14 protein-coding genes and 1 tRNA gene are annotated in these 15553 nt (G+C 71.1%); 2 read left to right on the plus strand and 13 right to left on the minus strand.

Annotation, left to right across the window (positions count from 1 at the left end; genetic code table 11):
- The 8 genes from AC5PYY_RS06590 to AC5PYY_RS06625 form a co-directional block, all read right to left on the minus strand.
- Window positions 1-411 (minus strand): four-helix bundle copper-binding protein, encoded by a 411-nt coding sequence (locus AC5PYY_RS06590; RefSeq protein ID WP_493898988.1) that lies wholly within the window; start codon window positions 409-411, stop codon window positions 1-3.
- 222 nt (window positions 412-633) lie between these two features.
- Entirely contained in the window at window positions 634-2040 is a 1407-nt protein-coding gene (locus AC5PYY_RS06595) for an NADH-quinone oxidoreductase subunit N (protein ID WP_493899334.1), read from the minus strand.
- A 15-nt stretch (window positions 2041-2055) separates the two neighbouring features.
- Window positions 2056-3546, minus strand: a complete 1491-nt coding sequence (locus AC5PYY_RS06600) for a complex I subunit 4 family protein (RefSeq protein ID WP_493898989.1) — start codon at window positions 3544-3546, stop codon at window positions 2056-2058.
- A gap of 2 nt (window positions 3547-3548) precedes the next feature.
- Window positions 3549-5486, minus strand: coding sequence for a proton-conducting transporter transmembrane domain-containing protein (locus tag AC5PYY_RS06605; RefSeq protein ID WP_493898990.1), 1938 nt, complete (start codon window positions 5484-5486; stop codon window positions 3549-3551).
- Window positions 5483-5785: an NADH-quinone oxidoreductase subunit NuoK gene (locus tag AC5PYY_RS06610; RefSeq protein WP_075957358.1), complete on the minus strand. Its 303-nt coding sequence runs from the start codon at window positions 5783-5785 to the stop codon at window positions 5483-5485. Before AC5PYY_RS06610 ends, AC5PYY_RS06605 begins: the two co-directional genes overlap by 4 nt.
- Window positions 5782-6345, minus strand: coding sequence for an NADH-quinone oxidoreductase subunit J (locus AC5PYY_RS06615; RefSeq protein WP_493898991.1), 564 nt, complete (start codon window positions 6343-6345; stop codon window positions 5782-5784). The genes AC5PYY_RS06610 and AC5PYY_RS06615 overlap by 4 nt, the downstream gene beginning before the upstream one ends.
- A gap of 2 nt (window positions 6346-6347) precedes the next feature.
- Entirely contained in the window at window positions 6348-7328 is a 981-nt protein-coding gene (locus AC5PYY_RS06620) for a complex I subunit 1 family protein (RefSeq protein ID WP_493898992.1), read from the minus strand.
- A complete protein-coding gene (locus AC5PYY_RS06625; protein WP_493898993.1) occupies window positions 7321-7932 on the minus strand; it encodes a hypothetical protein in 612 nt (203 codons plus the stop codon). The genes AC5PYY_RS06620 and AC5PYY_RS06625 overlap by 8 nt, the downstream gene beginning before the upstream one ends.
- 69 nt (window positions 7933-8001) lie before the next feature.
- Between AC5PYY_RS06625 and AC5PYY_RS06630 the strand changes: the two genes are divergently transcribed.
- On the plus strand, window positions 8002-8652 hold the full coding sequence (locus tag AC5PYY_RS06630; RefSeq protein ID WP_493898994.1) for a hypothetical protein: 651 nt from the start codon (window positions 8002-8004) through the stop codon (window positions 8650-8652).
- 239 nt (window positions 8653-8891) lie between these two features.
- On the opposite strand, the gene AC5PYY_RS06635 is transcribed toward AC5PYY_RS06630, so the two are convergent.
- The gene (locus tag AC5PYY_RS06635; RefSeq protein ID WP_493898995.1) at window positions 8892-9236 is read right to left on the minus strand and encodes an NADH-quinone oxidoreductase subunit A; all 345 of its coding nucleotides are present in this window, start codon (window positions 9234-9236) and stop codon (window positions 8892-8894) included.
- Window positions 9237-9540: 304 nt separating this feature from the next.
- A tRNA-Pro gene (locus AC5PYY_RS06640) sits at window positions 9541-9617 on the minus strand.
- A gap of 116 nt (window positions 9618-9733) precedes the next feature.
- Here AC5PYY_RS06640 and AC5PYY_RS06645 point away from each other — a divergent pair.
- Window positions 9734-11128, plus strand: a complete 1395-nt coding sequence (locus AC5PYY_RS06645; RefSeq protein WP_493898996.1) for an AAA family ATPase — start codon at window positions 9734-9736, stop codon at window positions 11126-11128.
- Here AC5PYY_RS06645 and AC5PYY_RS06650 read toward each other — a convergent pair.
- From AC5PYY_RS06650 to AC5PYY_RS06660, 3 genes are all read right to left on the minus strand, one after another.
- Entirely contained in the window at window positions 11103-12053 is a 951-nt protein-coding gene (locus AC5PYY_RS06650) for a metallophosphoesterase (RefSeq protein ID WP_493898997.1), read from the minus strand. The two genes, AC5PYY_RS06645 and AC5PYY_RS06650, sit on opposite strands and share 26 nt — an antisense overlap.
- A gap of 225 nt (window positions 12054-12278) precedes the next feature.
- The gene (locus tag AC5PYY_RS06655; protein ID WP_493898998.1) at window positions 12279-12743 is read right to left on the minus strand and encodes a GatB/YqeY domain-containing protein; all 465 of its coding nucleotides are present in this window, start codon (window positions 12741-12743) and stop codon (window positions 12279-12281) included.
- A gap of 110 nt (window positions 12744-12853) precedes the next feature.
- Window positions 12854-15538 carry a transglycosylase domain-containing protein gene (locus AC5PYY_RS06660; protein WP_493898999.1) on the minus strand — a complete coding sequence of 895 codons (2685 nt, stop codon included), beginning with the start codon at window positions 15536-15538 and terminating at the stop codon, window positions 12854-12856.
- Window positions 15539-15553: the final 15 nt, after the last annotated feature.

Consider the following 15553-nt stretch of genomic DNA (forward strand, 5'->3'; position numbering starts at 1 on the left):
TCAGCCCAGGGTGGCGAGCAGGTCGGCGCACGCCTGCTCGCAGCGGCGGCACGCCTCGGCGCAGACCCGGCAGTGCTCGTGCATCTGGGCGTGCTGCTCGCACTCCTCGGCGCAGGCACTGCAGGCGGTGCGGCAGGCCTCCAGCGCGGCCCGGGTCGTCTCCACGTTGTTTCCGGTCTGCCGTGACAGGACGTTGCCGGTGGCGGCGCAGACGTCGGCGCAGTCGAGGTTCTTGCGGATGCAGGTGACCAGGTCGGCCACCATGTCCTCGGCCAGGCAGGCGTCGGCGCAGGCGGTGCAGGTCTGGGCGCACTCGAAGCACGCCTCGACGCACTCGGCGAGCTTCTGCTGGTCGACCGACCCCAGGTCCTTGGGGTAGGTCTGCAGCATCGTGGTCACGTGGTGGGTCATCGTGTTGCTCCCTTCCGTCGTCCCCGGCGTCGGTGCCGGTGTCTGGATCTCGTGCAGGGCCGGCCTGGGAGCCGGCCACGTCTGACGGTAGGCCCGGGGGGAACAGGTCGCGACCGGAACCGGCCCGTGGGGGGCGAGGGGACCGTGGGATCCGCTCGTCGAGCCGTCAGCCTCGCACCGTCCGGCGTCACGGCCCACGGACTCGAGGTGCGCGGGGGCGGTTCACGGGGAGAAGGAGGCCCAGAGGGCTCCGGACCCGATGCCGAGGAGGAGACTCAGGGCTGCGGTCGCGATCGCGGTGGTGCGCGACCAGCGGCCGGGTGTGCCGACATCGTCCTGGTGCTGCTCCGGTGTCTCGGGGCGGGCGTAGAGGGGCGCGATCCAGCGCAGGTAGTAGAAGAGGCTGACGACGGTGTTGACGAGGACGAGGACGGCCAGCCAGGTGTACCCGGCGTCCCAGGCCGCGGCGGTGGTGGTCAGCTTGCCGACGAAGACCACGGTGGGTGGGGTGCCGACGAGTCCGAGGAGCGCCACGACCAGGGCTGCGCCGAGCCACGGATGGGATCTGCCCATGCCCCGGTAGGAGCGCAGCTCGCGCCGCTGGGGGAGGGCGGTGGTGACGGCGAACGCGGAGAGGTTGGTGACGGTGTAGCCGGCGAGGTAGAGCAGCAGCGAGGGCAGCGCGAGGTCGCTGCGTCCGGCGACCGCGACCGGCACGAGCAGGTAGCCCACCTGGCTGACGGTGGACCAGCCCAGCAGTCGCCGGGGGTCGGTCTGCCAGTAGGCGGCGAGGTTGCCCAGCGTTATGCTGGTCACGGCCAGCAGCGCGACCAGCAACGGCCAGGCGAGGGTGTCGGGAAGCATCTCGACGAGCCGGTAGGCGGCGATCACCGCGCCGATCTTGGGCACGGTGGTGAGGAACGCCGCGACCGCTCCGCCGGCACCCTGCGCCGCGTCGGGGACCCAGAAGTGTCCTGGGGCGCCTCCGGCCTTGAACAGCAGCCCGCCCAGCACCGCCACGACGCCGGCGGCGACCACGCCTGCCGGCGCGTCAGCGAGCCGGTCGCTCAGCTCGGCGTAGGACGTGGTGGCTGACACGCCGTAGAGCAGCGTGACCCCGGCCAGCAGGAGGATGCCGAAGAGGGCACCCAGCAGGTAGGTCTTCATCGCGGCCTCGGCGCTCAGGGGCGTGCGGGCGATCCCGATCAGGCCGTAGAGGGGGACGCTGGCCAGCAGGAACCCGACGGTGACGACGAGCAGGTCGTCCGCACCGGCCAGGATCAGGGTGCCGGTGGTGGAGAACAGCAGCAGCGCGTAGGTCTCGCTCTCCCGCGGTGTGCCGGTGATCTCGTCGGAGGCCAGCGCCAGCACGACGAGGGTGCCGAGCGCGGCGACGATCCGGGCGATGCCGGTGGTGGTGTCGACCGTGAAGGTGCCTTCCATCGCCATCTGCGCCGGACCGGGCAGGTCGAGGGCGGCCAGGGCGGCCGCCACGAGCAGGACGGCCGCGGCGACGACACGGGTGAGCCACTGTCGGGTCCGCGGCAGGAAGGACCCGCCCATCAGCACCGTGAGCCCGCCGAGGAACAGCACGATCTCCGGTGCGAGCAGGGCCGGCCGCATGGCCATGGACTCCACCGCGGCCTACCTCCCGACGAGCTGGACGAGGACCTGCGCCGCGGGCTCGATCACCTCGAGCAGCGGGCGGGGGAGGACACCGATGAGCAGCGAGAGTGCCAGCAGTGGAGCGATGGCCCACAGCTCGGCGGGACGCAGGTCGCCGAAGCCGGCGGAGACGCCCCTCGTCGGACCGGTGAAGATACGCTGCAGCGCCCGCAGGAACAGCGCGGCGGTGATGAGGATGCCGACCAGCGCGACCGCGGTGACCGGTGCCGCGGCGATGCTGCCGGTGAAGATCTGGAACTCGGCGATGAAGCCCGACAGGCCGGGCAGGCCGAGCGAGGCGAACGCACCGACGGCGAACAGGGTCGCGAGCCTGGGGGCAGGACCGGCCAGACCTCCGTAGGAGGCCATGTCGTAGGTGCCGGCCCGGTCCCACATCACCCCCGCGAGGAGGAACAGGGCAGCGGTGATCAGGCCGTGGCTGACCATCTGGGTGACGGCGCCGGTGACCGCCACGGACCGCGCCTGCGTGGTGTCGTCGGCGACGATCCCGGCGGCGCCGACGGCCAGGACGACGTAGCCCATGTGGTTGACCGAGGTGTAGGCGACCATCCGCTTGAAGTCCGTCTGGGCCAGCGCCACCAGGGCGCCGTAGACGACGGAGACGACCCCGACCACGACGACCGCCCAGGCCCAGGCCCGCCAGGCCTCGGGCAGCATCGGCATCGCGATCCGCACGAATCCGTAGGTGCCCATCTTCAGCAGGACGCCGGCCAGGACGGCCGAGCCGATGGCCGGTGCGTCGGTGTGCGCCGGGGGCAGCCAGGTGTGGAACGGCACCGTGGGTGTCTTGACGGCCAGCCCGACCAGGATCGCGGCCAGGACCAGCCCCCCGGCCAGCGACGACCCCTCCAGCGGGGTCTGCTCGGCCAGCTCCACCATGTCGAACGTGTGCCGGTCGGCGGCGATGTAGAGCCCGATGAAACCGGCGAGCAGGGCCAGGGAGCCCAGGAAGGTGTAGAGGAAGAACTTCATCGCCGACCGGCCGGCCTCGCCGTGGCCCCACCCGGCGATCACGAAGTACATGCCGACGATGGACAGGTCGAAGAAGAGGAAGAACAGGATCAGGTCGGCGGCGACGAAGAGCCCCAGGCTCACGCTCTGCAGGAACAGGAACAGCGCCGCCTGGGTCCGGGGCCGGTCGCTGCTGCGCAGCGTGAAGACCGCGCAGGCCAGGAAGATCACCGCCGTCATCGCCACCAGAGGCAGGGACAGCCCGTCCACCCCGACGTGGTAGCTGCTGTTCACCCCGGGGATCCACTCGGCCCGCTCCTCGAACGCGAGCCGACCCGCCCCCGGTGGCTCGTAGGTCAGCCACAGCGCAGCGACGAGCGCCAGGTCGCCGGCGGCGACGACCACCCAGACCCACCGTGCAGCACCGTCGCCCAGGCGTGGCAGGGCCATCAGGGCCAGCGCGGCGGCCAGGGGCAGGAAGACGATCAGACTGAGCACGTTCACCTCACCGTGAGCAGGAGCAGGACGCCGACCGCGAGGACCGCGACGGCCTGGACGTAGTAGTGGTGCAGCTGCCCGCTCTGCGGGCGACGTGCCATCCGACCGAGCTGGCGCACCCCTGCCGCAAGCTCCTCAGCGGCGCCGTCGAACCAGCGGTCGTCCGCCCGCCCGGCCCGCTGCGCAGCCTTCACGGTCGCCCCGGAACTGAGCTCGACCGCACCGTCGAGCACCCGGTCGTCGAACCTCGCCGCCCGGCGCGCCAGGCCCAGGGCGCCCGAGGCAGCCCCGGTCACGACCCGGTCCAGCACCCGGTCGTCGAAGCGGGCCAGCACCTGGGCCAGCGCCAGGGTCGGCAGGACCACCACGGTCCGCGCCACCGGTTCCAGACCGAGCCAGCCGCGCGCCCACCGGGGCTGCGGCGCAGGTCGCCACCACAGGAGCGCGAGCACGGCCAGCGCGATCCCCGCCGAGGCCAGCATCTCCAGGAGGGTGGGGTGCAGCGGTTCCTCCCCGAGAGCGCGGGAGAGCGTGTCGCCCACCGGAGGCAGCGCGAGCAGGCCCAGCACCAGCGCACCCAGGGCGAGCAGGACCATCGGCGCGCGTTCGAGCGCTCCGACGTGCCCGGTGCCCGGCTCCTCCTCATCCAGGTGCCCCTCGACCAGGGCGCGCTCCGCAGCAGGGACTCTCCGCCACACCGCGACCAGGATCTTGCCGGCGTAGGCCGCCGACAGGGCGGCGGCGGCCAGGCCGACCGCATACAACCACGGCGACTGCGCCAGCGCGGCGGCCAGGACCGCATCCTTGGTCGCCCACAGGGCCAGGGGCGCGACCCCGGCCAGCGACAGCACGCCGAGCGTGCTGGCCCAGCCCACCAGCGGCCAGCGCCGGGCGACCCCGCGCAGGCCGCTCAGGTGCTTGGTGCCCAGCGCGGTGAGCCACGCTCCGGCGGCCAGGAACAGCAACGCCTTGGTCGCGGCGTGCGCCACCAAGTGTGCCGCGCCTGCGCCGACCGAGGCCAGCCCAGCACCCATCACCACGAACCCCAGCTGGGCCGAGGTGGAGGCGGCGAGCAGCTGCTTGAGGTCCTGCTGGGCCAGGGCCACGGCGCCGAGCAGCAACGCGGTCAGCGCGCCGGCCCAGGCCGCGGCCGGCGCGGCCCAACCGGTGGAGGCGAGCAACGGTTCGGTCCGCAGCAGCAGATAGCCGCCCATGGCGACCATCGCGGCCGAGTGCAGCAGCGCACTGACCGGGCTGGGGCCCTCCATCGCCCGGGACAACCAGAACGAGAACGGCAGCTGGGCCGCCTTGCCCAGCGCCGCGACCAGGACACCGGCCGCCACCACGTGCCGCCACCCCTCACTGCTGGCCGACAGGTCGGCCAGCGCCAGCCCGCCACCACCGGCGAGGGCGGCCCCGGCCGCGAGGTAGAGACCGACGTCGGCTCCACGGGTGGTCACGAACGCGGTGATCCCGGCGGAGACCCGGTGCTGCTCACGCCACCAGAACCCGATCAGCGCGAACGACGTCGCACCCATGACCTCCCAGGCGAAGAGCAGAGCGGGCAGCGTCTGCGCGGTGGCGGTCATGAGCGCGCTGGAGGCAAAGATGAGCATGAGCCCGTGGAACCGTGCCTGCGACCGCCGGATCTCACCCGCCGAGAAGAGCAGCACCAGCAGGGTGACGACCGCCACGGTCGGCACGACCAGTGCCGACAGCGCGTCCACGCCGAGGGCCAGGTCGCTGCCGGCCATGAAGGGCACCGAGACCTGCGGTCTGGACAGGGCCACGAGCAGCGACAAGACAGCGGTGAGGCCGGCTGTGGCCAGGGACACGGGCATCGCGGCACGCTCGAGGCGCGAGAGTGCCAGCGCGCCGCCGACGACCGCGGGCAGCAGCACGAGCAACCAGAGGGCGGCCTGGGCCGTTGTTTGGGTCATCGGGACAGGTCCGTGGCCATGTCGGTCATGTCGGCCTGCCGTTCCCGGTGCAGCAGGGTGGCGACCGCGAAGCCCATGGCCATCTCCAGGGTCATCGCGGCGATGATCACCAGGAGCAGGACCTGCCCGGTCGGGGCGGGCGCCAGGAACCACCAAAACCCGGCAGCGGCCAGGATGACCGCGTTGATCATCAGCTCCAGGCCCATCATCACCATGACGACAACCTGCTGGGAGATCGCGCCGTACAGACCGACGGAGAAGATCGCGGCGGCGATGAGCAGGGTCGCCTCCAGGGTCATCGGCCCACACCTCCGGGCTGGGGGTCGTCGGGGGTGTGCCGCTCCAGGTCGTCGCCGAACCGGTCGTACCGGGTGCGGTGAGCCGCCAGCACGACGCCGGCCACGATGGTCGCGACCATGACCGGGCTGATCACGGCCATCACGAGCATCTTCGGGCCCATCAGCGCCTCGCCGAGGGCCACCGTGACGTCCGGTGGTGGGCTGCCCCGACGGGTGGGCCAGTCCACCAGCAGGACGCCCGCCGCCAGCACCAGGAAGGTGAGGACCGCCGCCGCGACGGCGGTCCTGTTGCTGTGCACCATGCTCATCGGCATCAGGGCGGGGTTCATGCCCATGAACATGACCATGTACACGGCCATGATGGCCATCTCCATGACCATCATCAGGATCGTCACCACGCCGACGTAGTTCTGCTGCAGGAACAGCACCTGCAGGCCCACCGCGACGAAGGACAGCGCCAGGGCGTACGTGGCCCGGGCCATCGAGTCGACGTAGAAGACCGCGGCGCCGCTGAGGACAGCGACCAGCCCGAGGCCCCAGAAGGCGATGTCTGCGAGCACGGTCAGGACCTCCACACGGCGACGACGGCGACCAGCAGGTCCTGCACCAGCACGGCCGGGAGCAGCACCATCCAGCCCACCTCCATGAACGTGTCGGGCCGGAAGGCCGGCAACCGCCGCCGCAGCCAGACCAACAAGGAGAGCACGGCCAGGGTCTTGATGAGCACCCAGGCCCATTCAGGCAGCAGCGGACCGGCACCTCCGCCGAGGAACATCGGGACCGAGAACGCCGCACCGGCCGCCAGCAGGGCGTAGCGGCCCGTCTCGAACACCAGCCGGTCCACCCCGGACAGCTCTGCGCGCACGCCGCCGGCGATGTCGCTGCCCAGCGCCGGGGCGAACGGCCCCCACACCGAGAAGGCCGCGACCCCGAGCAGGTAGACCAGGAAGGCCACCGGCATCCACACCACGAACCACAGCCCGTCCTGGGCCGCGGCGACCCTGCCCACGTTCAGGCTCTCCGCGGCGATCGCCGGGGCGACCAGGGCGAACATGAGGGGCAGCTCGTACCCGAGTGCGTGGGCCAGGAACCGGTAGCCCCCGACCAGCGAGTGCGCCGAGTTGGCACCCCACCCGGTCAACCACACCAGGGCCCAGACCATGACGTCCATGGCGTTGAACCACATGACGCCCACGTCCAGGTCGAAGATCGTCCACCGCCCCAGCGGGACCACCGCCACCATCAGCGCGGCCGTGACGACCAGCCCCGCACCACCCACGCGCCAGAGCAGGCTGTCGGCCTGCACCGTGGTGCGACGCCGTTGCCGCATCAACCGGGCAGCCTCGCCGAAGGGCCGCGCAGCTCCGCCGGATGCACCCCCTGGTCCGCCGCTCGAACGTGCCGACAGGGCCCCGTCGAGCACCGCGGCGACCACGACAAGGGCGCCGAGGACGGCCACCGCGACGAACCCCCAGCCGGGCGCCACCGTGAGGATCGGCGAGTCCGGCACCCCGGGGCTCTGCACCAGCGTCCCCTCACCCATGGGCCACCTCGTGGTGGGCGTCGTCGGCCTGCAACTCGTGCAGGTCGAGGCTGGCAAGGACCAGACGCGCTGCTGCCAGATCCAGCCCGACCACCAGCTGCGCCAGGTGCTCGGTCCAGACGGCTGGACGGACGTCGTGCCGGCTTTCCCCGCCGCCGGATGAGGTCGCGCGGTCCACCATGCGGAGCAACCGGTCGTAGGTGTCACCCACGACGTCCACGGGTAGCCGCTGGTGGCGGACCTCATCCTCGGTCATCGGGCACAGCCCCCGCAGCGACCATCGCAGCGCCCGCGAACGACGCACCTTTCGCCTGAGCCTTTCAAGCCCGTCCGGGTCCGCCAGCTCGTCTTCACTCCCGAGTGCGGCGTCACGGATCTTGCGGGTCTGGGCCGCCGCATCGTCCCACCCGGCCAGCGCGAGCACGGAGACGAGGTTGTCGAGCCCGCGAGCCCGCGCGTCGGCTTCTTCCCCGCCCTCGGCTTCGGCGCCGAACACCTCGGCGCGGGCCTGCGTCAGGAGGTCCCCTTGCAGCGAGCAGTGCAGCACCAGGCCCGCGGGCCAGTGAGGCAGTACCGGGCCCAGCCGTACCTTCAGGACGTCCATCTCCAGCCCGTCCCGGTCCGCACCACCTACGGCCAGGGGGATCCCGCCCGGAGACATGTCCATACCCCCGTGCCCGCCGTGACCTTCGTGCCCGCCATGTCCTTCGTGGCCGCTGTGACTCTCTTGGCCTTCGTTGCCGCCGTGATCCTCGTGGCCTTCGTGCCCGCCATGCCCTTCGTGTCCGCCATGTCCTTCGCGGCCCCCGCGGCCTTCGTGGCCGCTGTGGCTCTCTTGGCCTTCGTGGCCGCTGTGACTCTCTTGGCCTTCGTGGCCGCCGTGATCCTCGTGGCCTTCGTGCCCGCCATGTCCTTCGCGGCCCCCGTGGCCTTCGTGGCCGCTGTGACTCTCTTGGCCTTCGTTGCCGCCGTGATCCTCGTGGCCTTCGTGAGCGCCATGTCCCTCGCGCTCCGCGTCGGGGCCCTCCCCGTGACCACCGTGTCCCGGGTGGTCCTGTCCAGCCTCGGTGTGGCTCACCTCCGCCTGTTCCCCCGGCAGAGACTCTGTTCCCTCCGCGGCACGTTCTGCGTGGGCGGCGGGGTCGGCGTGGTCTCCGTCGTCTTCGTGGTCTTCGTGGTCGCCCCCGGCCCCGGCGTCGTGGGGTCGGTGGTCCAGCAGATCGTCGGCTCCGGGCCGGTGAATCGCGTCACGCTGGTGGTGAGCGTGCTCGAGGAGGCGGGCGTGTGCGTCGTCGAGCACGTCGACGATGTCGCTGTGCCTTAATACCTCGACCCGCACCCGTGGCCCTGGCATCTGGTGCCACACGAGGTCGACGGCCTCGGCGAGCCGCGAACCGGGTACGCCGCACACGATGAGAACGTCGGCGTCTGCCGGGGACTGGGCCAGTTGCCACCCCCGCGCGAGCACGGCGCGCTCGACGAGCATCCGCGTGCGCCCCCATCCGGGGACCTCGACCACGAGGGCGTGCGCATGCCGTGCAGCGAGCCTCGAGGTCGCCGTGCTCAGACCCATCGCAGGGCACCTTCCCGCCACGCCCACAGGACGGCGACGAACAAGGCGGCGAGGAAGAGGAACATCTCGACCACCGCCGTGGCTCCGATCTCGGCCACCACCACGGCCCATGGATACATGAAAAGCATCTCGACGTCGAAGGCGAGGAAGAGCAAGGTCGCCAGGTACCACCGCACGTGGTAGCGGGACAGCGCGTGCTGGTGCGGGGTCCAGCCTGATTCGAACGGAAGCACCTCCAAGGGATCCGGCGTCACCGCCGTCCTCCGGTGGAGCGCATACAGCACGAGGATGGGCACGACCGCGGCCACGGCCATCACCACGACACCCAGGAACATGGACCTCCTTCGCCACCGTAGATCCTGCCCCGCGGCGGGTGGATCTGTCCATGAGTGACGGGACGGCGGGGGCGCCGCAAGGTGCGCCGGGAGGTCACACACTGGACCCAGTCGGCACGCCCGGTGAATAACAGCTGAATCGCGGCCGAGCTAGGTCGGGCGGGCATAACGGGAGGGTGGTTCTGTCCTTACCTGGCCGCTCGTGTCGACACGTGACTTGTGCCGCAGTCATGCCCAAGACGACAATTTCACGCGGACAGTGGCAAGAATATCCACAAAACTGCAGGTCAGAGACCTGCGGTCATGGTCGGGGTGACAGGATTTGAACCTGCGACCTCTTCGTCCCGAACGAAGCGCGCTACCAAGCTGCGCCACACCCCGTGGCGAGGCGCCCGGACCCTCACCGGGCCGGACGCAGCATCGGCAAGGATAGCCCACCGCGCGCGGGGCGCCGAAATCGGTCGGGTCTGTCGGGGCGGGGTCCTAGAGTCGCGACTATGGATGACGAGGACGTCAGGGGATTCGTCAGGTCCTTCCGCGAAGCGGTGGATCTGGCCCATCAGGCGCTGGGCACAGAAGGGGGCGAGCCGCTCGCGGAGCGGCTGACGGCATACCTCGGCGTGCCGGTGAGCGAGGTCGCGGTGGTGACCGAGGAGGTGCCCAACCACCGGTATGCCGACTGGGACGCCGCGCTCAGCGAGCTCGCCTCACGTGATCCGGAGGCGGAGGAGCTCGGCGTCGGCGGGGGAGAAGCGCGCCACCACCTGTCGTTCTCCGACCTGCTCTCCGGCCCGCACGGCCGCGTGTCGGTAGGGCAGGTCGACTACGTCTCGGTCGCAGTCGGGCCGGGTGAGCACCGGCGAGCGATAGGGACGGGGGTGCGGCTGTTCCGCTTCCGGGGTGAGCCGATCGCCGTGATGCAACGCCGCGGCAACCGGCAGTACGGCAGGGAGAAGGGCGGGATCGAGGTCCTGTGTGCGCAGGAGCAGACCCGCAGTGAACTGCTGGACGAGCTGCGCGACCTCGCGGTCGAGCGCAGCGTGCTGCGCGGTCAGGTGGTGTCCTTCTCCTCCTCCGGCTACGGCCGGGAGTCGCAGGGGGTCACCTTCCTCGAGCGGCCCGCCGTGAGCGCCGACGAGGTGATCTTGCCGCCCGGCTCCTTGGACCGCGTGGCTGGCCACGTGACCGGGATCGCCGCGCACGCCGAGGTGCTGCGTCGGCATGGCCAGCACCTCAAGCGAGGGCTGCTGCTCTACGGCCCGCCCGGGACGGGCAAGACCCACACGGTGCGGCACCTCATCAGCCGCAATCCGGAGCACACGGTCGTGCTGCTGGCCGGGGAGTCGCTGGCCTTCGTGTCGACGGCTGCCTCGCTCGCGCGGGCGCTGCAGCCGGCGATCGTCGTGCTGGAGGACTGCGATCTGGTGGCGGAAGACCGTGGCAGGGGGCCCAGTGGTCGGCCGCTGCTCTTCGAGGTGCTCGATGCGATGGACGGGCTGGACGCCGATGCCGATGTGACCTTCCTCCTGACCACCAACCGGGCCGAGTCGCTGGAGCGCGCCCTCGTCCAGCGCCCGGGCCGGGTCGACCTGGCGGTCGAGATCCCGCTGCCGGACGAGGCGGGTCGGCGGCGGCTGCTCGATCTCTATGCCGGCGACGTCGACTACGGAGAGGAGGTCCTGGTGGAGGCGGCGCGCCGCAGCGACGGGATGACCGCGTCCTTCGTCAAGGAACTGATGCGTCGGGCCGTGCTGGAGGCCGCCATGGCGGGGGCCGAGCCCGCCGACGCGCATCTCAGGGCCGCGCTGGAGGGGTTGCTCGATGCCCAGGAGGAGATGACGAGGGTGCTGCTCGGCAACGCCGGGGCTAGCGAGCCTCCGGGACCAGGGTGAGCAGCGTCGCCTCCGGCCGACAGCAGAACCGGAACGGCGTGTAGGGGTTGCCACCCAGCCCGGCCGAGACGTGCAGCCAGGCGGCGTCGTCGGGTGCCTCGCTCGAGGGCGTCGCACCGGCGCCGGGCCACCAGCGCGACAGCCCGGACGCACGCGAGTTGTCGAGGTCGCAGTTGGTCACGAGGGCGCCGTAACCCGGGACACGCAGCTGACCCCCGTGGGTATGCCCCGCGATGAGCAGGCGCGCGCCGTCGGCGGCCATCGGGTCCAGCACCCGCTGGTAGGGCGCGTGCGTGACGCCGATGGTGAGGGTGGCCTCGGCGGCGGCCGGGGCGGACACGTCGGCGTAGCGGTCCAGACCGAGGTGGGCGTCGTCGGTGCCCACGAGCTCGAGGTCGAGGCCGGCGACCGTCGTGCGGACGCGGCGGTGGGTGAGGTCCTCCCAGCCGCGGGCGGTCAGCCCGTCGATGAGGTCCTGCGTCGGCAACACGGCCGGAGTGAGCTCGGCGCCCCTCCTGTGGCTGTTGTTGAAGTAGCGCAGCGGGTTCTTCAGCGTCGGCGGGTAGTAGTCGTTGGAGCCGAGGACGAACGCGCCAGGGCGGTCCAGCAGGCGGCCGTAGGTCTCCAGCGCCGCGGGGACGGCGTCCATGTCGGCCAGGTGGTCGCCGGTGTGCACGACCAGGTCAGGCTCGAGATCGGCCAGGCCCCGCACCCAGTCGCGCTTGCGGTGCTGCCGGGGCACCAGGTGCAGATCTGACAGGTGCAGGATCCGGAGGTTCGGCGAGCCGGGCGGCAGGCACGGCACCGCGACGTGACGCAGCGCGAACCAGCGCGGCTCCACCCAGGTCGCGTAGGCCGCAGATACTGCGCCGAGGCCGGCGGTGAGCGCGGAGGCCGAGCCGAGGGCACGCCATACCGAGGTCATCGGCTCATCCTCGCAGGCCCGACGACGATGTCGACCATGGCTTCTCGCGCACGTGCACGACATCCCGTGGTCGCATTCCGCGGTCGGCCCAGCGACCGTGGAATGCGACCACGCAATGGTGTGCCATGGCGACGAAGGTCGTGGTCGACATGTGCGGAGCACGGGCTGACGTCGAACCCACGCGCACCGCCCGGGTGCTGCATCGACCGAGAGGGGTCAGCCGGGTCAGCCGGCGAGGGCCTGCTTGACGGCGGCGGCGACGCGGCCGCCCTGGGCGCGACCGGCGATCTTCGGCTGCAGGACCTTCATGACTTGGCCCATGGCCCGCATGTCCGTGGCCCCGGTCTCCGCGACGGCGTCCTGGGCGAGGGCGGCGAGCTCCTCGTCGGAGAGCTGCGCGGGCAGGTAGCCCTCGAGCACGGCGAGCTCGGCCTCCTCCTGCTCGGCGAGCTCGGTGCGGCCGGCGCCGGAGTAGGCCTCGGCCGCCTCGCGCCGCTTCTTGGCCTCCTTGGTGATGACCTTGAGCACCTCGTCCTCGGAGAGCTCACGCTGCTCCTTACCCGCGACCTCCTCGTTGGTCACCGCGGTGAGTGCCATCCGCAGCGTGCCCGCGCGGACCTTGTCCTTCGCACGCATCGCCGCGGTGAGGTCTTGCTGGAGAGTGGCTTTGAGGCCGGTCTGCTCGGTCATGCGCTCAGTGTCTCACCCGGCCAGCGGCGGGTCGACGGGATCGCGGCGTGCAGACGGGGCTGCTGGAGTGAGCAGGCGAGGCTGCTGGACTGAGCAGGCGAGGCTGCTGGTCAGTCGTCCTCGCCGTCGCCACCGCCGTCGCCGTCCTCCGGAGGCTCGGGCGCTGGGGCAGGCTCGGGCTCGGGCTCCGGTTCGGGCTCGGGCTCCGGCTCCGGCTCCGGTTCCGGCTCGGGTTCTGGCTCCGGCTCGGGCTCCGGTTCGGCGTCGCCACCGTTGCCGTTGCCGGTGCCGTTCCCACCATTGCCGTTGCCGTTCCCACCGTTGTTGGAGGGCGGCGGGTTGCTCGGCTGCTGCGGGGGCGGCGGCGGGGCGTAGCCGTTGGACACGTGCAGCGTGACCGGGTTGGAGGTCAGGACCGAGGAGCCGACGCCGGGCGTCGTGTAGACGACGGTGCCCTCGGGCTGATTGGACGCGACCCGCTCGATCGTGCCGGTCAGCCCGACCTCCTCCAGCGCCTCCTGGGCGTCCTGGACGCCGCGACCCACGACGTTGGGGATAGCGATCCGCTTGCCGTTGAGGATCTCGCTGTCCGGGCGGTCCCAGTCCTCGACGTCCATGCCCTCCGAGGCGAGATCCATGATCTTCTTCCACGTCGGCGCGGCGAGGGAGGAGCCGTAGAGCGGCCCGTCGATGTAGCGGTCGCCGACCTGCAGGTTCTCCAGGTCGCCGCTGTAGCGGGCACCGTCCGGAACGTTGCCCACGAAGACGGCGGTCGACAGCTGCGGGGTGAAGCCGGCGAACCAGGTGTGCGTCGAGTTGTTGTTGGTGCCCGTCTTGCCAGCAGCCGGACGGTCGCCGGCGAGCACTGCCTGGTAACCCGATCCGCCCGGGCCCACGACGCCCTTGAGCAGCTCGACAGCGCCCAGCGCCACGTCCTCCTCGAGGACCCGCTCACACTCCGGCAGCTCGAGCGGCAGCTCCTCACCGTCGGAGTCGAGGATCTTGGTCACCGGCACCGGGGGGCAGTAGACGCCGCCGGAGGCGAAGGTCGCGTAGGACGTCGCCACGGTCAGCGGGCTCGCCGTGTCGGCGCCCAGCACGAGGGAGGGGGCGAGCGTGCTGTCGTCGTTGCCGGGGTCGAGCCCGTAGGCCTTGCCGTTGGCGGCGTGCAGGCCCATCTCGGTCATCTCCTCGGCGATGTCGCAGGTGCCGACCTGCGAGGCCAGCGTCGCGAAGGCGGTGTTGACCGACATCGCGGAGGCGTCGCGCAGCGAGATCGAGGGGTTGTGGTTCTGGTCCGAGGCGTTGCGCACCGCCCAGTGGTCCTCACCGATCGTGCAGCCCTCCTCGAAGTCGTCGCGGAAGAAGATGCCGGCGGGGAAGACCTCGTCGCCCGGGGGGTATGACGTCGCGGGGTTGTTAGGGTCCTCCAGCCACACGTTGCCGTAGGTGCTGTCCTCGGGCTCCCGCACGCGCAGCGTGGTCTCGACCGGGACGCCCTTCTGGAGCGCCTCGGCCAGGGTGAAGGCCTTGGCCACCGAGCCGATCTCCATACCTCCCGGACCGCCGTAGGCGTTGTCGACGTTCCAGTTGATCGAGGTCTCCTCGACCTTGTCGTTGCTGTCCTCGAAGGAGTAGGTCGAGGACTGGTTGAACGCCAGGACCCTGCCGGTGCCCGGCTCCACCACGGTGGCGGCCGAGCCGAGGTAGTAGTCGTTGCCCTGCGGCGTGGCGTCCTGGAGGATGTCCTTGATCTCGCTGGACAGGTCGACGTCCAGGGTCGTCTCGATCGTCAGGCCCTGGGTGTAGAGGTTCTCCGCGCGCTCGTCCTGGGTCCGGCCCAGGGCCGGCTGCTCCAGGAGCCAGGCGGTGACGTAGTCGCAGAAGTAGGGGTTGCGCGAGTTGATGCAGGAGCGCTGACTGTCGGTGAGGTTGAGCATGTCCTCGACCGCGATGGCCTGAGCCTCGTCGCGCTCCTCCTCGGTGATCATGTCCTGCTCGAACATCTTGTCCAGCACGAGGTCACGGCGGGCCTGGGCCAGCTCGGGGTTGGCGACCGGGTTGGTGTTGGAGGGCGAGCGCACGACGCCGGCCAGCAGCGCCGACTGCACGATCGACAGCTCGCTGGCCTTGACGTCGAAGTAGTGCCGGGCCGCGGCCTCGACGCCGTAGACCTTGTCGCCGTAGAACGACAGGTTGAGGTAGCCGACGAGGATCTCGTCCTTGGTGAGCCGCTCCTCGAGGGTGATGGCGTACTTCAGCTCGCGCAGCTTGCGGACGTAGCCGTCCATACCGGAGCGGGCCTGTGTCTGCGCGTAGGCCTCGGTGTCCTCCTCCTTGAGCGCCTGCTGCTGCAGCGCCAGCTTGATGTACTGCTGGGTCAGCGTCGACCCGCCCTGGGTGCTGTCGGTCGTGGCGTTCTGGACCACCGCGCGGGCCAGCGCCTCCACGTCGGCACCACCGTGCTGGAAGAAGCGCTCGTCCTCGATCGCCACCTGGGCGTTCTTCATGTTCTGCGAGATCTCGTCGCTGGCGACGATGATGCGGTTCTGGTCCGCCGGGGTGGCCAGGATGGTGCCGTCGCTGGCGAGGATGCGCGACTGCTCTGCGAGCGGGTTCTGCTCCAGGTCGCCCGGGAGCTGTTCGAACATTCCGACGCTCTCGCGGGCGGCGAGGCCGGTGGCGCCCACGACCGGAGCGAGCAGACCGGCGCCGATGATCCCCATGAGGACGGAGACGGCGAGAAAGACCCCGAGCAGCGAGGTCAACCGTGCGACAGTGAGGGCAGAGCGCATACCATCAACGGTACG

Source organism: Serinicoccus sp. JS2-9 (assembly GCF_059025165.1).

Bases quoted from the DNA above. Each gene is read 5' to 3' on its own strand.
- AC5PYY_RS06635 (WP_493898995.1), bottom strand. From the start codon at position 9,236: ATGTTCCTGGGTGTCGTGGTGATGGCCGTGGCCGCGGTCGTGCCCATC.
- AC5PYY_RS06590 (WP_493898988.1), bottom strand. From the start codon at position 411: ATGACCCACCACGTGACCACGATGCTGCAGACCTACCCCAAGGACCTG.
- AC5PYY_RS06645 (WP_493898996.1), top strand. From the start codon at position 9,734: ATGGATGACGAGGACGTCAGGGGATTCGTCAGGTCCTTCCGCGAAGCG.
- AC5PYY_RS06655 (WP_493898998.1), bottom strand. From the start codon at position 12,743: ATGACCGAGCAGACCGGCCTCAAAGCCACTCTCCAGCAAGACCTCACC.
- AC5PYY_RS06660 (WP_493898999.1), bottom strand. From the start codon at position 15,538: ATGCGCTCTGCCCTCACTGTCGCACGGTTGACCTCGCTGCTCGGGGTC.
- AC5PYY_RS06595 (WP_493899334.1), bottom strand. From the start codon at position 2,040: ATGGCCATGCGGCCGGCCCTGCTCGCACCGGAGATCGTGCTGTTCCTC.
- AC5PYY_RS06650 (WP_493898997.1), bottom strand. From the start codon at position 12,053: ATGACCTCGGTATGGCGTGCCCTCGGCTCGGCCTCCGCGCTCACCGCC.
- AC5PYY_RS06625 (WP_493898993.1), bottom strand. From the start codon at position 7,932: ATGGACGTCCTGAAGGTACGGCTGGGCCCGGTACTGCCTCACTGGCCC.
- AC5PYY_RS06605 (WP_493898990.1), bottom strand. From the start codon at position 5,486: ATGACCCAAACAACGGCCCAGGCCGCCCTCTGGTTGCTCGTGCTGCTG.
- AC5PYY_RS06620 (WP_493898992.1), bottom strand. From the start codon at position 7,328: ATGGGTGAGGGGACGCTGGTGCAGAGCCCCGGGGTGCCGGACTCGCCG.
- AC5PYY_RS06610 (WP_075957358.1), bottom strand. From the start codon at position 5,785: ATGACCCTGGAGGCGACCCTGCTCATCGCCGCCGCGATCTTCTCCGTC.